18 protein-coding genes are annotated in these 15,094 nt (G+C 67.7%); 11 read left to right on the top strand and 7 right to left on the bottom strand.

Going from position 1 to position 15,094, the window contains the following annotated elements:
* Window positions 1-88 precede the first annotated feature (88 nt).
* On the bottom strand, window positions 89-637 hold the full coding sequence (locus IEW02_RS14275; RefSeq protein ID WP_188545518.1) for a GtrA family protein: 549 nt from the start codon (window positions 635-637) through the stop codon (window positions 89-91).
* A gap of 94 nt (window positions 638-731) precedes the next feature.
* On the opposite strand from IEW02_RS14275, the gene IEW02_RS14270 reads away from it, so the two are divergent.
* Genes IEW02_RS14270 through IEW02_RS14250 form a run of 5 tightly spaced genes read left to right on the top strand, consistent with a single transcriptional unit; the run spans window position 732 to window position 3,647 of the window.
* Window positions 732-1,985, top strand: a complete 1,254-nt coding sequence (locus tag IEW02_RS14270; RefSeq protein ID WP_188545517.1) for a 5-(carboxyamino)imidazole ribonucleotide synthase — start codon at window positions 732-734, stop codon at window positions 1,983-1,985.
* A 6-nt stretch (window positions 1,986-1,991) separates the two neighbouring features.
* Window positions 1,992-2,492, top strand: a complete 501-nt coding sequence (gene purE / locus IEW02_RS14265; RefSeq protein WP_188545516.1) for a 5-(carboxyamino)imidazole ribonucleotide mutase — start codon at window positions 1,992-1,994, stop codon at window positions 2,490-2,492.
* Window positions 2,492-2,923, top strand: a complete 432-nt coding sequence (crcB, locus tag IEW02_RS14260; protein WP_188545515.1) for a fluoride efflux transporter CrcB — start codon at window positions 2,492-2,494, stop codon at window positions 2,921-2,923. Before purE ends, crcB (IEW02_RS14260) begins: the two co-directional genes overlap by 1 nt.
* On the top strand, window positions 2,920-3,288 hold the full coding sequence (gene crcB, locus IEW02_RS14255) for a fluoride efflux transporter CrcB (RefSeq protein WP_188545514.1): 369 nt from the start codon (window positions 2,920-2,922) through the stop codon (window positions 3,286-3,288). Before crcB (IEW02_RS14260) ends, crcB (IEW02_RS14255) begins: the two co-directional genes overlap by 4 nt.
* Before the next feature lie 5 nt (window positions 3,289-3,293).
* The gene (locus IEW02_RS14250) at window positions 3,294-3,647 is read left to right on the top strand and encodes a hypothetical protein (protein ID WP_188546127.1); all 354 of its coding nucleotides are present in this window, start codon (window positions 3,294-3,296) and stop codon (window positions 3,645-3,647) included.
* Here IEW02_RS14250 and IEW02_RS14245 read toward each other — a convergent pair.
* Entirely contained in the window at window positions 3,644-4,357 is a 714-nt protein-coding gene (locus IEW02_RS14245; protein WP_188545513.1) for a TIGR03089 family protein, read from the bottom strand. The genes IEW02_RS14250 and IEW02_RS14245 overlap by 4 nt on opposite strands.
* Window positions 4,358-4,372: 15 nt before the next feature.
* Window positions 4,373-6,175, bottom strand: a complete 1,803-nt coding sequence (locus tag IEW02_RS14240; RefSeq protein WP_188545512.1) for an LCP family protein — start codon at window positions 6,173-6,175, stop codon at window positions 4,373-4,375.
* On the opposite strand from IEW02_RS14240, the gene rfbD reads away from it, so the two are divergent.
* From rfbD to manB, 3 genes are read left to right on the top strand one after another with little or no spacing between them, the layout of a single operon-like run.
* Window positions 6,174-6,977, top strand: coding sequence for a dTDP-4-dehydrorhamnose reductase (gene rfbD, locus IEW02_RS14235; protein WP_188546126.1), 804 nt, complete (start codon window positions 6,174-6,176; stop codon window positions 6,975-6,977). The two genes, IEW02_RS14240 and rfbD, sit on opposite strands and share 2 nt — an antisense overlap.
* Before the next feature lie 10 nt (window positions 6,978-6,987).
* The gene (locus tag IEW02_RS14230; RefSeq protein ID WP_188545511.1) at window positions 6,988-7,920 is read left to right on the top strand and encodes a glycosyltransferase family 2 protein; all 933 of its coding nucleotides are present in this window, start codon (window positions 6,988-6,990) and stop codon (window positions 7,918-7,920) included.
* Complete coding sequence (manB, locus tag IEW02_RS14225; RefSeq protein ID WP_188545510.1) at window positions 7,917-8,993, top strand: mannose-1-phosphate guanylyltransferase; 1,077 nt, start codon at window positions 7,917-7,919, stop codon at window positions 8,991-8,993. Before IEW02_RS14230 ends, manB begins: the two co-directional genes overlap by 4 nt.
* Here manB and IEW02_RS14220 read toward each other — a convergent pair.
* Genes IEW02_RS14220 through cofD form a run of 3 tightly spaced genes read right to left on the bottom strand, consistent with a single transcriptional unit; the run spans window position 8,990 to window position 11,873 of the window.
* Window positions 8,990-9,538, bottom strand: a complete 549-nt coding sequence (locus IEW02_RS14220; RefSeq protein ID WP_229746042.1) for an NUDIX hydrolase — start codon at window positions 9,536-9,538, stop codon at window positions 8,990-8,992. The two genes, manB and IEW02_RS14220, sit on opposite strands and share 4 nt — an antisense overlap.
* Entirely contained in the window at window positions 9,535-10,890 is a 1,356-nt protein-coding gene (locus IEW02_RS14215) for a coenzyme F420-0:L-glutamate ligase (RefSeq protein WP_188545509.1), read from the bottom strand. Before IEW02_RS14215 ends, IEW02_RS14220 begins: the two co-directional genes overlap by 4 nt.
* Window positions 10,887-11,873, bottom strand: coding sequence for a 2-phospho-L-lactate transferase (gene cofD / locus IEW02_RS14210; RefSeq protein WP_188545508.1), 987 nt, complete (start codon window positions 11,871-11,873; stop codon window positions 10,887-10,889). Before cofD ends, IEW02_RS14215 begins: the two co-directional genes overlap by 4 nt.
* Before the next feature lie 411 nt (window positions 11,874-12,284).
* Here cofD and IEW02_RS14205 point away from each other — a divergent pair, with 411 nt between their 5' ends.
* On the top strand, window positions 12,285-12,551 hold the full coding sequence (locus IEW02_RS14205) for a WhiB family transcriptional regulator (RefSeq protein WP_188546124.1): 267 nt from the start codon (window positions 12,285-12,287) through the stop codon (window positions 12,549-12,551).
* Between the two features lie 25 nt (window positions 12,552-12,576).
* Here the strand turns inward: IEW02_RS14205 and IEW02_RS14200 are convergent, their stop codons facing one another.
* Window positions 12,577-12,993: a metallopeptidase family protein gene (locus IEW02_RS14200; RefSeq protein WP_188546123.1), complete on the bottom strand. Its 417-nt coding sequence runs from the start codon at window positions 12,991-12,993 to the stop codon at window positions 12,577-12,579.
* A gap of 144 nt (window positions 12,994-13,137) precedes the next feature.
* On the opposite strand from IEW02_RS14200, the gene IEW02_RS14195 reads away from it, so the two are divergent.
* Window positions 13,138-13,554 carry a DUF3499 domain-containing protein gene (locus IEW02_RS14195; protein ID WP_188545507.1) on the top strand — a complete coding sequence of 139 codons (417 nt, stop codon included), beginning with the start codon at window positions 13,138-13,140 and terminating at the stop codon, window positions 13,552-13,554.
* Between the two features lie 116 nt (window positions 13,555-13,670).
* Window positions 13,671-15,038: a phosphomannomutase/phosphoglucomutase gene (locus IEW02_RS14190; protein ID WP_188545506.1), complete on the top strand. Its 1,368-nt coding sequence runs from the start codon at window positions 13,671-13,673 to the stop codon at window positions 15,036-15,038.
* The last annotated feature ends 56 nt before the right edge of the window (window positions 15,039-15,094 follow it).

Raw genomic sequence — 15,094 nt, 5'->3', positions numbered from 1 at the left:
CCCGGCTGATCCGCTTCGCTCCTCAGCTGTGTCCCCGGCTGATCGGCTTCGCTCCTCAGCTGTGTCCCCGGCTGATCCGCTTCGCTCCTCAGCTGTGCCCGAACTGCTCTTCCTCGTCGGCCGCAGAATCGTCCACCGGCAGCACAACTCGGCCGTTCTCGTCCGGAAACGCGAACCGGCGCAGGGCCCAGAAGCGGAACACCATCTGCAGCAGATTTCCGATGATGTAGTTCAGAACGAAGTCGATGATGACTCGCGTCGTCAGGTTCTCCTGCGCCTCGCGGATGTCGAACACGTTGTTCGCGATCCACAAGGGCGCCGCGGCCAGCAGAACGCCGACACCGCTGATGGTGAAGAACAGCAGCGCCTCGTGGTGCCGTTCGCGACCGCCCCGGTTCTTGAACGCCCACTCCCGGTTCAGGATGTAACTCAGAATGGTGGCCATCACACCGGAGATGATCTTGGCGACCACCGGCTTCGGTTCCAGGACGGTGAGACTGAGCGAGTAGAAGATCGCGAGGTCGAAGACCATGGTGGTTCCACCCACGATGGCGAACTTGATGAGCTCGCTGTGACGCAGCGCGAGGTCCCGGAACGGCTGGGGGACTCGGGCGATCACGCTGTCGATCAAGGGCACAACGAGAGAGTCTACGAACTGAAGCGGTCCAGGACGAATCGACGGGCGCGGCCTCGTGCCGTCGACCTCAGTTGCGTCGTGGCACCATGATCGCGTGACAGGAACCGAGTCCCGTGAAACGCCACCCCGCGAGCCCACCTCCTCCATGCCGACCGTGACCATGATCGGCGGCGGTCAGCTCGCTCGGATGACGCATCAAGCGGCCATCGCTCTCGGTCAGACGCTGCGAGTCCTGGCTGCCGGTCCCGATGATCCCGCGGCCGCCGTATCCGCCGACGTGGTGATCGGCGACCACTCCGACCTGGACGACCTACGCGTCGCCGCCCGCGGGTCCGATGCCTTCACCTTCGACCACGAACAGGTCCCCACCGAGCATCTCGACGTCCTGGTCGCCGAAGGCGTCAACGTCCAGCCGCCCCCGACCGCCCTGATCTACGCGCAGGACAAACTGCGGATGCGGGAGAAGCTTCGGTCGCTGTCCATTCCGGTTCCGGCGTTCGCCGAGGTGACGTCGGTCGCCGACGTGACCGATTTCGGTTCCGCGCACGGCTGGCCCGTCGTCCTCAAGGCGATTCGCGGTGGCTACGACGGTCGCGGCGTCTGGATGCTCGACGACGCCGACCAGGCTCGCGAGACGGTCGAGCAACAGTTGGCGGCGGGTGTGCCCCTCCTCGTCGAACAGAAGGTCGACATGGCCAGGGAGCTGTCCGCCATGGTCGCGCGCTCACCGTTCGGGCAGGGAGCAACGTGGCCCGTCGTGGAGACCGTCCAGCGACGCGGCCAGTGTGCCGTGGCTATCGCGCCGGCGCCGGGCCTGTCCGACGACACCGCGGCCGACGCCGAGCACCTCGCTCTGCGCATCGCGTCCGAACTGGGTGTCGTGGGAGTGATGGCCGTGGAGCTGTTCGAGACACCGACCGGCCGACTGCTGGTGAACGAACTCGCGATGCGCCCGCACAACTCCGGCCACTGGAGCATGGACGGGGCGCGGACGTCGCAGTTCGAGCAACACCTGCGCGCAGTCCTCGACTACCCGCTCGGGGACTGCGCACCGCTCGCCCCCGTGACCGTGATGGCCAACGTCCTCGGCGCGCCCACGGCGCCGACGATGTCGATGGACGAGCGTGTGCACCACCTTTTCGCCCGCATGCCGGACGCCAAGGTTCATCTGTACGGCAAGGGTGAGCGGGCGGACCGTAAGATCGGCCACGTCAACGTGCTGGGCGCCGCCTCCGGTTCCGCGAACGATGCCGAATACGTTGCAGCCGTGCGTGAACGGGCCGAGCGCGCCGCGCACTGGCTCTCGCACGCCGAGTGGACCGACGGATGGGATCATCACGATGGCTGACGTTCGATGACGGGTCCCAAAGTCGGCATCGTCATGGGCAGTGACTCCGACTGGCCCACGATGGAGGCCGCTGCGGAAGCTTTGGCGGAGTTCGGGATCGCGTTCGAGGTGGGCGTCGTGTCGGCGCACCGAACGCCCCAGCGGATGCTCGACTACGCAACCGGGGCGGCCGGTCGCGGTATCGAGGTGATCATCGCGGGCGCCGGCGGCGCCGCCCACCTGCCGGGCATGGTCGCGTCGGCCACACCACTTCCGGTGATCGGGGTGCCGGTCCCGCTGAAGTATCTGGACGGCATGGATTCGTTGCTCTCGATCGTGCAGATGCCGGCGGGTGTTCCCGTCGCGACGGTGTCCATCGGCGGGGCGCGCAACGCCGGGTTGCTGGCGGTGCGCATCCTCGGGTCGTCGGATCCGATTCTCCGCGAACGGATGTCGGATTTTCAGAAGTCCCTGGAGAAGATGGTTCTGGACAAGGACGACGCGTTGCGGCGTTCGTTGCTGGGCTGATGGCAGCGGCCGGGCGGCCGCTGCACCGGCAGCCCGCGGCTCTGACGGCGGTGTTCGCCGGCGCCGTCGTGGGCACGGCCCTCCGGTACTGGGTGGGTGAGGCCTATCCGCACAGCGGTAGCGACTGGCCGTGGGGAACCTTCTGCATCAACGTCATCGGGTCGTTCGTCCTGGGCCTGCTTCTCGAGGCGCTGGTACGCCTCGGTCCGGACACCGGTGTTCGTCAGCGTGTGCGACTGCTCGCCGGCACCGGTTTCTGCGGGGCCTTCACCACGTACAGCACCTTCGCCCTGGAGACGGCGCGTCTGATCGAGAACGGTGCTGTGACAACAGGACTCGCGTACGCAGCTGCGTCCGTGGTGTCCGGCGCCGCGGCTGCTCTCGGCGGTATCGTCGCCGGAAACGCGCTCGCTGCGCGAGTGCAGCGATGATCGTCCTCACGGTTCTGGTGGCCGGAGCGCTCGGCTCCGTCGTGCGGTTCACGATCGACTCCGAGATCAAGCGCCGATGGCGGCGGCCGTTTCCGCTCGGCACGTTCGTCGTCAACGTGACCGGTTCGCTGGTGCTCGGCGTGCTCGCCGGACTGGTGACCTTCCACGGCCAACCTCCCGAGTGGCAGACCGTTCTCGGTACCGGATTCTGCGGTGGGTACACGACGTTCAGCACCGCGAGCGTCGAGACGGTACGTCTGGTTCAGGCCGGTGAGCGCGCCACTGCGGCGGCGAACGCGCTGGGCTCGGTCGTCTCGTCCGTCGCCGCCTGCGCGCTCGGACTTGCGCTGGTGTGGGTGTGGTGAGCGCCCTGAACCGGGCTGCGCGGGGTTCCCGGCAGGCCGAGTTCGCGACCGTCGTCGCGCTCGGCTGGGCTCGGTTGTGGCGCGCACGCATCCGGTTCGACACGGAAGTCGAGTTGTTCGTGTGCGAGAACATGCGACGGGGATTCGCACGCGGGGGAACCTGCGTCGGTGGAGCGTTCCTCACCGGGGGTGTGCCGTCGCGCGCCTTGCTCCAGCACGAGTCCGTGCACGCCGACCAGTGGGCCCGTCACGGGCTGTCCTTCGTCGTGCGTTACCTCGTGGAGGAGAGTCGACATCGCGGTTCGGCGAACAGGTTCGAGATCGAGGCGGGACTGCACGACGGCGGATACGGCGGCTAGCCGTCGAGGACGGCGGTGACCTTCTCGGTCGCGATACGGCGCTCGGCCGACGTCGAATTCGGGTTCGACACCTGAACCAGGGACGCCCCGACGACGAGGACCGACAACAACCCGTCGACGAGATCGTCGGCGGTCGACCAGGCAGCGCTGGACAGAACACGGTCGGTCGCAGTGAATCCTCGCTGCGCAGCCCGCGCCCGCGCCGCAGCGAGAACGTCGTCGACCGCGCGGCCGTCGAGAACAGCGTGGCCGGCGCCGGACGGGACGAACTGGTCGCCGTGCACGCGGACCGAGGTCGCGTAATCGGTCACCCCGATAGGCAGATCGGGCACCGCCTTGCCGAAGGCGTCGAGCGAGAATGCAACGACTTCGTCGGCCTGCGCCGACTCGACGCCCTCGGCAGTCACCAGTGCCACGTCGGAGGGCGCAGTGGCGTCCAGCACGACGTCGGCGCCGGCCCACCAGGCTCCCAGCAGAACTGCGGCCGTCTGCCAGTGCGCGGGCAGAGCGACCGCCACGACGCCACCCGGGGCGAACCCGAAGTCGTCGCGCAGGAAATTGGCCGTCTTGGCTGCCCAGTTCGCCAAGGTGACCGCGGAGAGCTCGATGCGTTCACTCGTCGCGTCGTCGTAGTACGTGATCCGGGGTCCGGCCGGGTCGGAATCGAGAATCGGCTGAAGAAGCGTCTCGGTGAGGGTCGGGCCGGGCATGAAGGAACTCCTTGGTCAGTTGACGCAGGCAGGGCCGGTTCGCCCGGCATCGATGGCGGGTGCAGGGGGTGCCGGTGTCGCGGAATCGCCTGCCGGCGAGATGCCGGTGTCGTTGCCGGTCGGTGTGGTGCCGGCGTACCCGTCCGCGCCCGGTCCGCTGTAGTCGGACGCCAGAACGACGCGCAAGGTGTCTGCACCCAACGACGGATCGGCCGCCACGGTCGCGTTTCCGAGGCGAGCGGCCAGCGTCGTAGCTGCGGCACTGTCCGCGTCCGTCGCGAGGACTGTGGTGGTGGTGACGGCCTCCCCGTCGTTGTTGCCGACTTGGCCGGCGCGGTAACCGGACGAGCCGAGGGCACTCGACACGGCCGAGGCGAGACCGTCGATTCCGCTGTCGTTCGCCACGTCCACGGTGATGGACGACGGGTCGACCGACGGTGGCGTCGTCGGTGACGGCGAATCCTCGTCGCCCAGTAGGCCGCCGACGTACGACTTCACCGCGGACGGATCGACCTGCACGATGGACTCGCCGTAATCGGTCACGGCGTTGATGTCGACGACGGGGATGGTTTCGAACTTCACCGATCCGCCGGCGAGATCCTGCAACTTCGTGGCGAACTGCAGGATGTCCCAGTCGGAGTCGATCACCACCGAGCGCTGCACCGCAGAACTGAGCTGCCCGAGTTTGCTCGGATTGCTCAACGTCTTCGCGCTCAGCACTTTGTGGACCAAGGACGCCATGAAGACCTGTTGGCGCACGATGCGGTCGAGATCGCCGCGGGGGAGGTCGTGGCGTTGTCGGACGAAGCTCAAGGCGTTCGATCCGGTCAAGGTCTGTGGGCCGGCCGGAAAGTTGGCACCGGACAGCGGCTCGTCCACGGGGGCGTTCAGACACACGTCGACGCCACCGACGGCGTCGGTGAGCAGCACGAATCCGAGCAACCCCACCTCGGCGTAGTGATCGACCGTCACGCCGGTCAGTTGCGCGACCGACTGGATCAGAGCCTGTCGACCGGCCTTCGAGGATTGGGCGTCGGCGTCCGCGTCGGCCACCCCCGATTCGACCAGCTTCAGCCGGTCCTCTTCCTTGGTCGCGCCGTACGCGGCGTTGATCTTCGACATACCGATACCGGGAACGTCGACGTAGGCATCACGCGGGATCGAGATCGCCGTGGCCGACGACCCGTCGTTGGGGACTCGGATGAGAACGATCGTGTCGGTGTTCGACGCGGTTTCCTCACCGGCACGCAACGAGTCCAGTTCTTGCTGCGACAGCGGATTACCGCGCGCATCGGTCCGGCTGTCGGTTCCGACCATCAAGATGTCGACCGCTCCGTCGGAGCCGTTGCCGAGACCGAGGTCCGACACCGTCGCCAGATTGGATCGGAGCGAATCCACGCTCTGCCACGCGATCCCGGTCACGAGCACGGCCACGGTGGAGAGGCCGGCCACGAGCACGCGGCCGGGGTTGCGTCTGCCCGACGGAGACGCTGCGGTTCGCCCGCCGTCCCGATGAGACCCGCCGCGGGGTGAACGAGCTTGCTCGGCGCGCCGCCGTCCCGGTGGGTCGCGTCGCCGGTCGACCGGCCGCCGCTGGGCAGGCCGTCGTCGCGGGCGTTGTTCCGGTCCCTGCGGATCCCACGGCACTTCAGAATCCGTCACAAAGCTAGAGGCTAGCCGTCGTAACCGCTCGCCTCCCGGAGGCGAGATCGGCGTGCCACACTCTGACGCTGTGACCACGGAACAGCGTGACCGACGCGACGGACCTCTGCACCTCCTCGTCACCGGCGCCGGCGGGCAGCTCGGATCGCAGGTCATGGCGGCGGCCGCGCCCGGATCCGCGACCGGTGCCACGTCGGCAGACCTGGACATCACCGACTTCGCGGCCGTCCGATCGGTGGTACGCCCCGGCGATGTGGTGATCAACTGCGCCGCCTACACCGCAGTCGATGCAGCCGAGACGGACGAGGACGCGGCCGCTCGGATCAACGAGACTGGTCCCGAGGTTCTGGGCCGAGCGTGCGCCGAGGTGGACGCTCACGTGATTCATGTCTCCACGGACTACGTCTTCGCGGGCGACGCGTCGACCCCCTACGAGCCCGCCGATCCGACCGGTCCGCGCACCGCCTACGGGCGAACGAAACTCGCCGGCGAGGCTGCCCTGCACCGTGCCCTGCCGTCCGCGACGGTGGTACGCACGGCATGGGTCTACACCGGGGCGGGTACGGACTTCGTGGCCACCATGCTGCGGCTGGAGCGAGAACGAGACACGATCGACGTCGTCGACGACCAACTCGGTTCACCCACGTACTCGGCCGATCTGGCCGCGGCGTTGATCGAGCTGGCGGCCCATACCGAGCCCGTACCGCCCGTGGTCCACGCGACCAACTCGGGTAGTGCGACCTGGTTCGATTTGGCCCGCGCTGTCTTCTCAGGAGTGGGGGCGGACCCCGAGCGCGTGCGTCCGTGCAGCAGCGCGCAGTTCGTGCGCCCGGCGCCCCGGCCTGCGTATTCGGTGTTGTCGCCCGCGTCCTGGACCGGTGCGGGGTTGACACCGCTACGCGGCTGGCAGGACGGTCTGGATGCGGCGTTGGCGGGGCGACCCAGGGACAGCCGATAGTCTGACCGGCGTGAGTGACCATGTGGCCGTCGTAACGGTGACCTATTCGCCGGGCGAACATCTGGACCGATTCCTGACGTCGTTGACCCACGCCACCACCCGTCCGGTGTTGGTGATCATGGCCGACAACGGGTCGACGGACGGCTCGCCCGAAGCCGCGGAGCGGGGGTTCGACAACGCCCTGTTGCTGCGTACCGGGGAGAACATCGGGTACGGCGGCGCCGCGAACCGCGCCGTGGCCGAGGTGGACCCCGATGTCGAATTCGTGATCGTCGCCAACCCGGACGTGCAGTGGTCTCGCGGATCCATCGACCGGCTTCTCGACGCCGCCGAGCGGTGGCCGCGAGCGGGATCTCTAGGCCCGCTGATCCTCGAGCCCGACGGAACGCACTACCCGTCCGCCCGTCGTGTGCCGGATCTCGTAACCGGACTGGGTCACGCCCTGTTCGGCACCGTGTGGCCGTCCAATCCGTGGACCGCGAGCTACCGGCAGGACCTCGAAGCGGTGTCGGAGCGCACCGTCGGATGGCTGTCCGGATCGTGTCTGCTTCTGCGCCGCTCTGCGTTCGACTCCGTGAACGGGTTCGATTCGCGCTACTTCATGTACATGGAAGACGTCGATCTCGGCGACCGGTTGTCCAAGGCCGGATGGCAGAACGTCTACGTTCCGACGGCCGAGGTGGTCCACGCGAAGGGGCACGCCGCGGGGCGTCACCCCGAGCTCATGCTGCCCGCTCATCACCAGAGCGCCTACCGGTTCCAGGCAGACCGCCACCCCGATCGATGGCAAGCTCCTCTTCGATGGGCGTTGCGCGGTGGACTCGCGCTGCGCTCACGCCTGGTCGTCACCGCGGCGACGAAGGAACGCGACACGGACCTCTCGAACGAACAACGGTCGAACGAACAACCCTCGAACAAGCAACGAAAAGGTGGTTCCAGATGACGGGCTCGGCAACCGACGCGGTGGTTCTGGTCGGCGGCAAGGGAACTCGGCTCAGGCCGCTCACCCTCTCCGCCCCGAAGCCGATGCTGCCGACGGCGGGACTGCCGTTCCTGACGCACCTGCTCGCGCGGGTCAAGGCTGCGGGTATCGACCACGTGGTGCTCGGAACCTCGTTCAAGGCCGAGGTGTTCGAGGAGCACTTCGGCGACGGCAGTTCGCTCGGCCTCGAACTCGAGTACGTCACCGAGACCGACCCGATGGGCACCGGCGGTGGCATCCGAAACGTGTTGCCGCGCTTGCGAGCCGACAACGTGATGGTCTTCAACGGGGACGTCCTCGGCGGAACGGATCTGCGCGCCGTCCTGGACACCCACCACAGCACCGAGGCAGACGTCACGCTGCACCTTGTTCGCGTCGGTGATCCACGCGCCTTCGGTTGTGTCCCCACCGATGCCGACGGTCGCGTCACCGCGTTCCTCGAGAAGACCGAAGATCCGCCGACGGACCAGATCAACGCCGGGTGCTACGTCTTCAAGCGCGAGATCATCGAATCGATCCCGTCGGATCGCCCCGTGTCGGTCGAGCGCGAGGTGTTTCCGAATCTGCTGTCCGAGGGCAAGCGTGTCTACGGCCACGTCGACACCGCGTACTGGCGCGACATGGGAACGCCGGAAGACTTCGTTCGCGGATCCGCGGACCTGGTTCGCGGTATCGCGCCGTCACCGGCGCTCGAGGGTGCGCGCGGAGAATCCCTCGTGCATCCCGGCGCCGGCGTGGCACCCGGCGCCGTCCTCGTGGGCGGCACCGTGGTGGGCCGCGGAGCCGAGGTGGGTGCGGGCGCCCGCCTGGACGGGGCCATCCTCTTCGACGGCGCGCGCGTCGAAGCAGGCGCCGTCGTCGAACGGTCGATTCTCGGATTCGGCGCTCGCATCGGCCCCCGCGCACTCGTTCGCGACGCCGTGATCGGCGACGGCGCCAACATCGGCGCTCGATGCGAACTCCTCCGCGGAGCGCGGGTCTGGCCCGGAGTCACCTTGCCCGACGGCGGCGTGCGGTTCTCCTCCGACGTCTAGAGGCTGCCCGCGCGGCGCAGCATGTCGTCGAGGGTGTCCCGTTCGGCACTGTCCGGTAGGTCGTCGACGGGCCACCACCGCAGATCGACGGACTCGTCGCTGCGCACGATGTGCGCATTAGCCGGTGCGCGCACCAGGTAGCGCAGATCTAGGTGACGCGTCGGCACACCGAGCGAGCAGGTGATCGGATGCGTGTGGATCGAGAGCAGGCCGGGTTCGATGACGAGGTCCGGTATTCCGCTCTCCTCCACGGCTTCTCGCAGGGCGGCGCCGGTGATGTCGTCGTCGCTCGGCTCGCAGTGCCCGCCCAGTTGGACCCATCGGCCGATGCGCGGATGCAGCGTCAGCAGCACGTGGCATCCGCCGTCGTCGAGGACCAGGGACGAGGCGGTGATGTGACCGGCGACGTTCTCCCGGAGGCATCCCAGCGGTGCACTGTCGAGGAAGGCAAGCATGGTGTGGCGCAGTGCGTCGTCGTGACCGTCGGCGGCCGTCCAGTCGACGAGTGCCCGACGGGCCGTGCGGTGCAACGACTCTGCGCTCACAGCTCCAGCAGCTCCGGACCGGGTTCACGGGGCCGGCGCGGCTCGGCGGACTCCGCGGGACGGCCGATGGCGACCGCGCCGAGTGCGGACCAGTCGGCGCGCAGTCCGAGCTCGCTGCGCACGATGTCGGCGGCGAAGATGGTCGAGCCGATCCAGCAGCTGCCGATCTCGCGTGCGGCCAGCGCCACCAGAAAGCCCTGCACGGCCGCGCCGGCGGCGACGGTGAACATGGTTCGTTCGGCTGCCCGCCGTCGGTCGTCGGGGTACGAATGCGCACCCTCCGGAACGAGGAACGGAATCACGAGTTCCGGTGCGCGACGGAGGATGTCGCCGCGGGCGAGCCGAGCCTCGACCGCGCTGTCGGAGAAACCGTCGGCCACCAGATCGGCTTTCCACTTCTCGCGCATGCTGTCCAGCAATCGCGTTCGGATCTGGGGGTTGCGCACCCAGACGAAGCGGACAGGCCGAGTGTGATGGGGCGCCGGCGCCGTCAGTGCGTCGGCGACTGCGGCCCGGACGTCCGCCGGATCGACGGGGTCGGGCGAGAACGAGCGAACGGATCGTCGGTGGGGGACCGCGTCACGGCGCCCGCGCTGAATGGACTCGGCGGTGCCGAGCCAGAACAGGTCGTCCTCGCCGGGCCGAACCAACTGAGCCGCAGTGGAACCGTCGTCGACCGGAGTGAACCCGCGCACCACGGCGATGGGTACGGACCCCAATTTCCCTTTGACCAGGTCGCCTGCCGCGGCGATCTCGTCGACGACGGCGATCTCGGTCACCACGAGGTCGTTGCCCTGGCTGTCCTGTCCTCCTGCGTACGGGTGCAGGACCCGGATACCTGCGGATCCGATGGCCGCGTCGGTCTGTCCGACTCGCCAGGCCCGGCCCATGGTGTCCGTGATCACGACGGCCACATCGACATTCATCGTCTCGGCCAGTCGTGTGCGCAGGGCAGCAGCGCTCGCGTCGGGATCCTCGGGCAGCAATGCCAGTTCGTCGGACACGACGTTGGACCCGTCGACCCCGGACGCCGCCTGGACGATGCCCAATCGGTTCTCGGTGATCAGTGTCCGCCCCTTTCGAGCGACCACGCGTACCGCTTCCTGCTCCACCAGACGGCGGCGCAACGCGTCGCGCTCCTCGGCGTCGACGGGGGCGGTGACAAGACGACCTTCCACTTTCGACAGCACCTTGCTGGTGACGACGAGCACGTCGCCGGTCTCGATCCAGGGTGCGTGCTCTGCGATGGCCGCAGCCAGATCGTCGCCGGGGCGGAACTCGGGCAGCCCCTTGACCGGTCGAACGGTGATGGCTGCCCCGGGGGAGTGGTCCGTGACGCTGGGGTCGGTCACAGTGCACCAGCGGCCTGCAGCGCCGCCCGAGCCATCTCCGCGGTGGTCGACGGATCGGTCATCAGCAGCGGGATGCTGCGGACGTCGACACCGGGGACGTCGGCGGTGTCGGTCGAATGCACGAGCCAGGTGTCGAGAATTCCGGTACTCGATCGCGCTCCGTAATGCCGGCCGATAGCTTCGGCGGTCGTCTCGACGCCGATGACGGACAGGCATTCGTCGGCCATTCCGCGCAGTGGTTTGCCGTCGATGACGGGGGACAGGCCGACGACCTTCGCGGGTGTGGTCCGAAGCGCGCCGCGGATACCAGGCACCTCGAGAATCGCTCCGATGCTGACGACCGGGTTCGACGGAGCGAGAACGACCGCATCCGCTGTCTCGATGGCCTCCAGCACCCCGTCTGCCGCCGTGGCCTGTTCGGCGCCGACGAACGCGAAACTGTGAGTCGTCACAGCCGCGCGATGGCGAACCCACCACTCTTGGAAGTGAATCGCCTTCTGCTCGTCGTCGACCGGATCGGTGATCACCACGTGCGTTTCGCTGCGATCGTCGGTGACGGGGAGGAGTCGAACGCCGGGCTTCCAGCGATCGCACAGTGCTTCGGTGACGGCCGACAGCGGGTAGCCGGTGCGCAGCATGCGGGTGCGGATCAGGTGCGTGGCGATGTCGCGATCGCCGAGTCCGAACCACGACGGCTCGGCGCCGTACGCCGCGAGTTCTTCCTTCGCGCTCCAGGTTTCGTTCACCCGGCCCCAGCCGCGTTCGGTGTCGATCCCGTTGCCCAGCGTGTACATACAGGTGTCGAGGTCGGGGCAGATGCGCAGTCCGTGCATCCACACGTCGTCGCCGACGTTGACGACGGCGGTGATCTCGCTCTCGTCCGCCTGCCCCCTGTCGTTCCGGTCCCCGGAGCCCAGCAACGCCCGAACACCTTGCAGGAAGCGGGCTCCGCCCACTCCGCCCACCAAGACTGTCACTTTCACGATGAACGAGCCTAGGCGCTGTCGCGAAAGGCAGTTCGTGCGGTGTGTCCGCACGCGAAACACCGAGCGCCTGCGAGGTATCACGAAAACAGGGCGATGGATGGTATTGGAATTGTCGTCGTCCGCTTGACCGCGACACACCATCACGTGTCTAATCACAACTATGTCATTCCGAGCTCGGCAAGCGAGATCGCTTGAGGCGAACGCTCATTCGAACGTCTGTTCCCATCGGGAATCGAAATGACCACTGACTCCACGTCCGACGATATTTTCGAAACCAACTGCGCTCGAACAGGTGAGGAGGCGGAAACGATGCCAGAACAGCAGTTCGACGCAGCCGGATCTTCGGAGACTCCAGCCACGGAGGCGCCGTCCACGGTAACCCCAGCCACGGAGATCCCAGCCACGGAGATCCCGCGATTGACTCTCGTCCAGTTCGACGAGACGTTCGAGTCGCTCGAGGATCAGTGGCAGGAGCGTGCCCTCTGCGCCCAGACCGATCCCGAGGCGTTCTTCCCGGAGAAGGGCGGATCGACGCGCGAAGCGAAGCGCATCTGCCTCGGGTGTGAGGTCAAGGACGAATGTCTCGACTACGCCCTCGCTCACGACGAGCGATTCGGAATCTGGGGTGGTCTGTCCGAACGCGAACGGCGTCGCCTCAAGCGCGGAATCGTCTGACCCGCAACAGATCTCGAAACGGGGCTCAGTCCTCGTCTTCGGTCGGATAGGGATCTACGACGTCGGGTAACAGGCCCAGGTACGTCGCAACCTGCTCGACCAGAACGCTGTGAATCAGATCCGCCAGCTCGTCCCGGTCGTGCGCTCGTCGCTCGAGTGGGCGTCGAAACAGCACCACTCGTGCCCTCGTCGTCGCCCCCCGCGTGTCCACCCCCGCAGGGACCAGGCGTGAGAGCGGAACCGGCCCCTCGGCCACCACTTCCTGCGGCCAGTTCACCGACTCCGGGTCGACGGCCCTGATCTTGGGGACGTCGTCGACCGCGATATCCAGCTTGGTCAATCTGTCGTGCCATCGCCGGTCGATGTCCGCGAAGGCCTCGAGAACCACGCCGTCGAACTTCTCTGCGCGGGTGCGATGCGCCGGAAGGGCATCGGAGTACATGGGCCCGCGGACACCTCGGCCGCGGCGTGCGACCGACCGCGACGTCTGCGGTCGGCGAGGTGGCGTGGGCACGCACGAACAGTACCGACCCGGCTCTGCGTGTCTGCGGGGGCGGGCCGCCGGGCGCGGGCTAGGGTATCGGTCGTGAGAACAGTGCGTGGGTGCTGCCGGCCGGGGTGCAACAGACCGGCCGTTGCGACGTTGACCTACGTCTATTCCGATTCCACCGCCGTGGTGGGCCCGCTCGCCACCGTCGCGGAACCGCACTCCTGGGACCTCTGCGACATACACGGATCACGCATCACCGCCCCCAAAGGCTGGGAGATGGTGCGCTACGAGGGCGGCTTCTCGTCGTCCACACCCGACGACGACGATCTGACCGCGCTCGCCGAAGCTGTCCGCGAAGCAGGGCTTCGAGACCGTCCCACCTCCGTGAGGAGCGTCGACCGCGGTGGCGACAGGTCCGAGCCCGGCCTGCCGTCCACATCCGCTCGTCCGGTGTCCAACGTGCGGACCGGTCGCCGAGGGCACCTCCGGGTGCTTCCCGACCCCACCACCTGACGCTCGCACCGCACCGAACGGTGCCCCGGGCCGATAGGCTTCCCCCGACCGTCTCGTCGTAGTGACGGTCGAACACCGCCGACGAACCTTCACCGCCGACGAGCAGGAGAACGACAGTGCCCCGATCCGCAGAACTAGTGCATGCCGTCATCAAGGCGTACGACGTGCGGGGTGTGGTCGGTGAGCAGATCGATGTCGACTTCGTCCGCGACGTCGGCGGCGCCTTCGCCCGACTCGTACGCGACGGGGGAGCGGAGCGCGTGACCGTCGGGCACGACATGCGCGCGTCCTCACCCGAACTGTCCCGCGCGTTCGCCGAGGGAGTGACGGCACAAGGTCTGGACGTCGTGATGATCGGACTCGCGTCCACGGATCAGCTGTACTTCGCATCGGGCCGGTTCGACTGCCCGGGAGCGATGTTCACGGCCAGTCACAACCCGGCCAAGTACAACGGCATCAAGCTGTGTCGTGCGGGTGCGAAACCGGTGGGCCAGGATTCCGGGCTCGCCACCATCACTGCCGAGGTGATCGACGGAGTGCCCGGCTACGACGGCGCGCGGGGAACGATCACCGAGCAGGACGTCCTCGCGGACTACGCACAGTTCGTCCGGGACCTCGTCGACACGTCGCAACTGAGGCCCCTCGTCGCAGCCGTCGACGCCGGGAACGGCATGGGGGGACACACTGTCCCCGCCGTGTTCGAGCCCATGACGGTCGGCGTCCGCCCGCTGTACTTCGAGTTGGACGGCACCTTCCCCAACCACGAGGCCAACCCGCTCGAACCGGCGAACCTGGTGGATCTGCAGAAGTTCGTACTCGACACGGGCGCCGACATCGGCTTGGCGTTCGACGGCGACGCCGACCGCTGCTTCGTGGTCGACGAGCGCGGCGAGCCCGTGTCGCCGTCGGCCATCACCGCATTGGTCGCGGAGCGTGAACTCGGAAAAGAGCCGGGCGCCACGGTCATTCACAACCTCATCACCTCTCGCGCCGTCCCGGAACTGGTGGAGAAGCTTGGCGGAACCCCCGTCCGCACCCGAGTGGGACACTCCTTCATCAAAGCGCTCATGGCCGACACGGGCGCGATCTTCGGCGGCGAGCACTCGGCGCACTACTACTTCCGCGACTTCTGGGGTGCGGACTCCGGCATGCTCGCGGCACTGCACGTTCTGGCCGCGTTGGGTGGCCAGGAGCGTCCGCTGTCGGAACTGATGAAGCAGTACGAGGTGTATGCGGCGTCCGGAGAGATCAATTCGACGGTGGTGGATGCCCCGGGCCGCACCGACGCGGTTCTCGATGCCTTCGCCTCTCGGACGGACTCGGTGGACCGGCTCGACGGTGTCACCGTCTCGCTCGGCGACGCGGCATGGTTCAACATCCGTGCTTCCAACACCGAGCCGCTGCTCCGGCTGAACGTCGAGGCCCGAACCGCGTCCGAGGTCGACGCTCTGGTGACCGAGATTTTGGATATCGTCCGCGCCTGATCCGGCCACGAACTGTCATAGTGGGTACAGCGCGAACGGTGGAGGAACCGACGGGG

This window comes from Rhodococcoides trifolii, from assembly GCF_014635345.1.
GTDB classification, from domain to species: Bacteria; Actinomycetota; Actinomycetes; order Mycobacteriales; family Mycobacteriaceae; genus Rhodococcoides; species Rhodococcoides trifolii.
This window is presented reverse-complemented; position numbering and strand designations above follow the sequence as displayed.

Bases quoted from the DNA above. Each gene is read 5' to 3' on its own strand.
- crcB (WP_188545515.1), top strand. From the start codon at position 2,492: ATGGCAGCGGCCGGGCGGCCGCTGCACCGGCAGCCCGCGGCTCTGACG.
- IEW02_RS14240 (WP_188545512.1), bottom strand. From the start codon at position 6,175: ATGACCTGCGATCCGAGCTGCCCGCCGGCGCCGGTGACGAGGAGGTGC.
- rfbD (WP_188546126.1), top strand. From the start codon at position 6,174: ATGGCGGCGGCCGCGCCCGGATCCGCGACCGGTGCCACGTCGGCAGAC.
- purE (WP_188545516.1), top strand. From the start codon at position 1,992: ATGACGGGTCCCAAAGTCGGCATCGTCATGGGCAGTGACTCCGACTGG.
- IEW02_RS14200 (WP_188546123.1), bottom strand. From the start codon at position 12,993: ATGTACTCCGATGCCCTTCCGGCGCATCGCACCCGCGCAGAGAAGTTC.
- IEW02_RS14245 (WP_188545513.1), bottom strand. From the start codon at position 4,357: ATGCCCGGCCCGACCCTCACCGAGACGCTTCTTCAGCCGATTCTCGAT.
- crcB (WP_188545514.1), top strand. From the start codon at position 2,920: ATGATCGTCCTCACGGTTCTGGTGGCCGGAGCGCTCGGCTCCGTCGTG.
- manB (WP_188545510.1), top strand. From the start codon at position 7,917: ATGACGGGCTCGGCAACCGACGCGGTGGTTCTGGTCGGCGGCAAGGGA.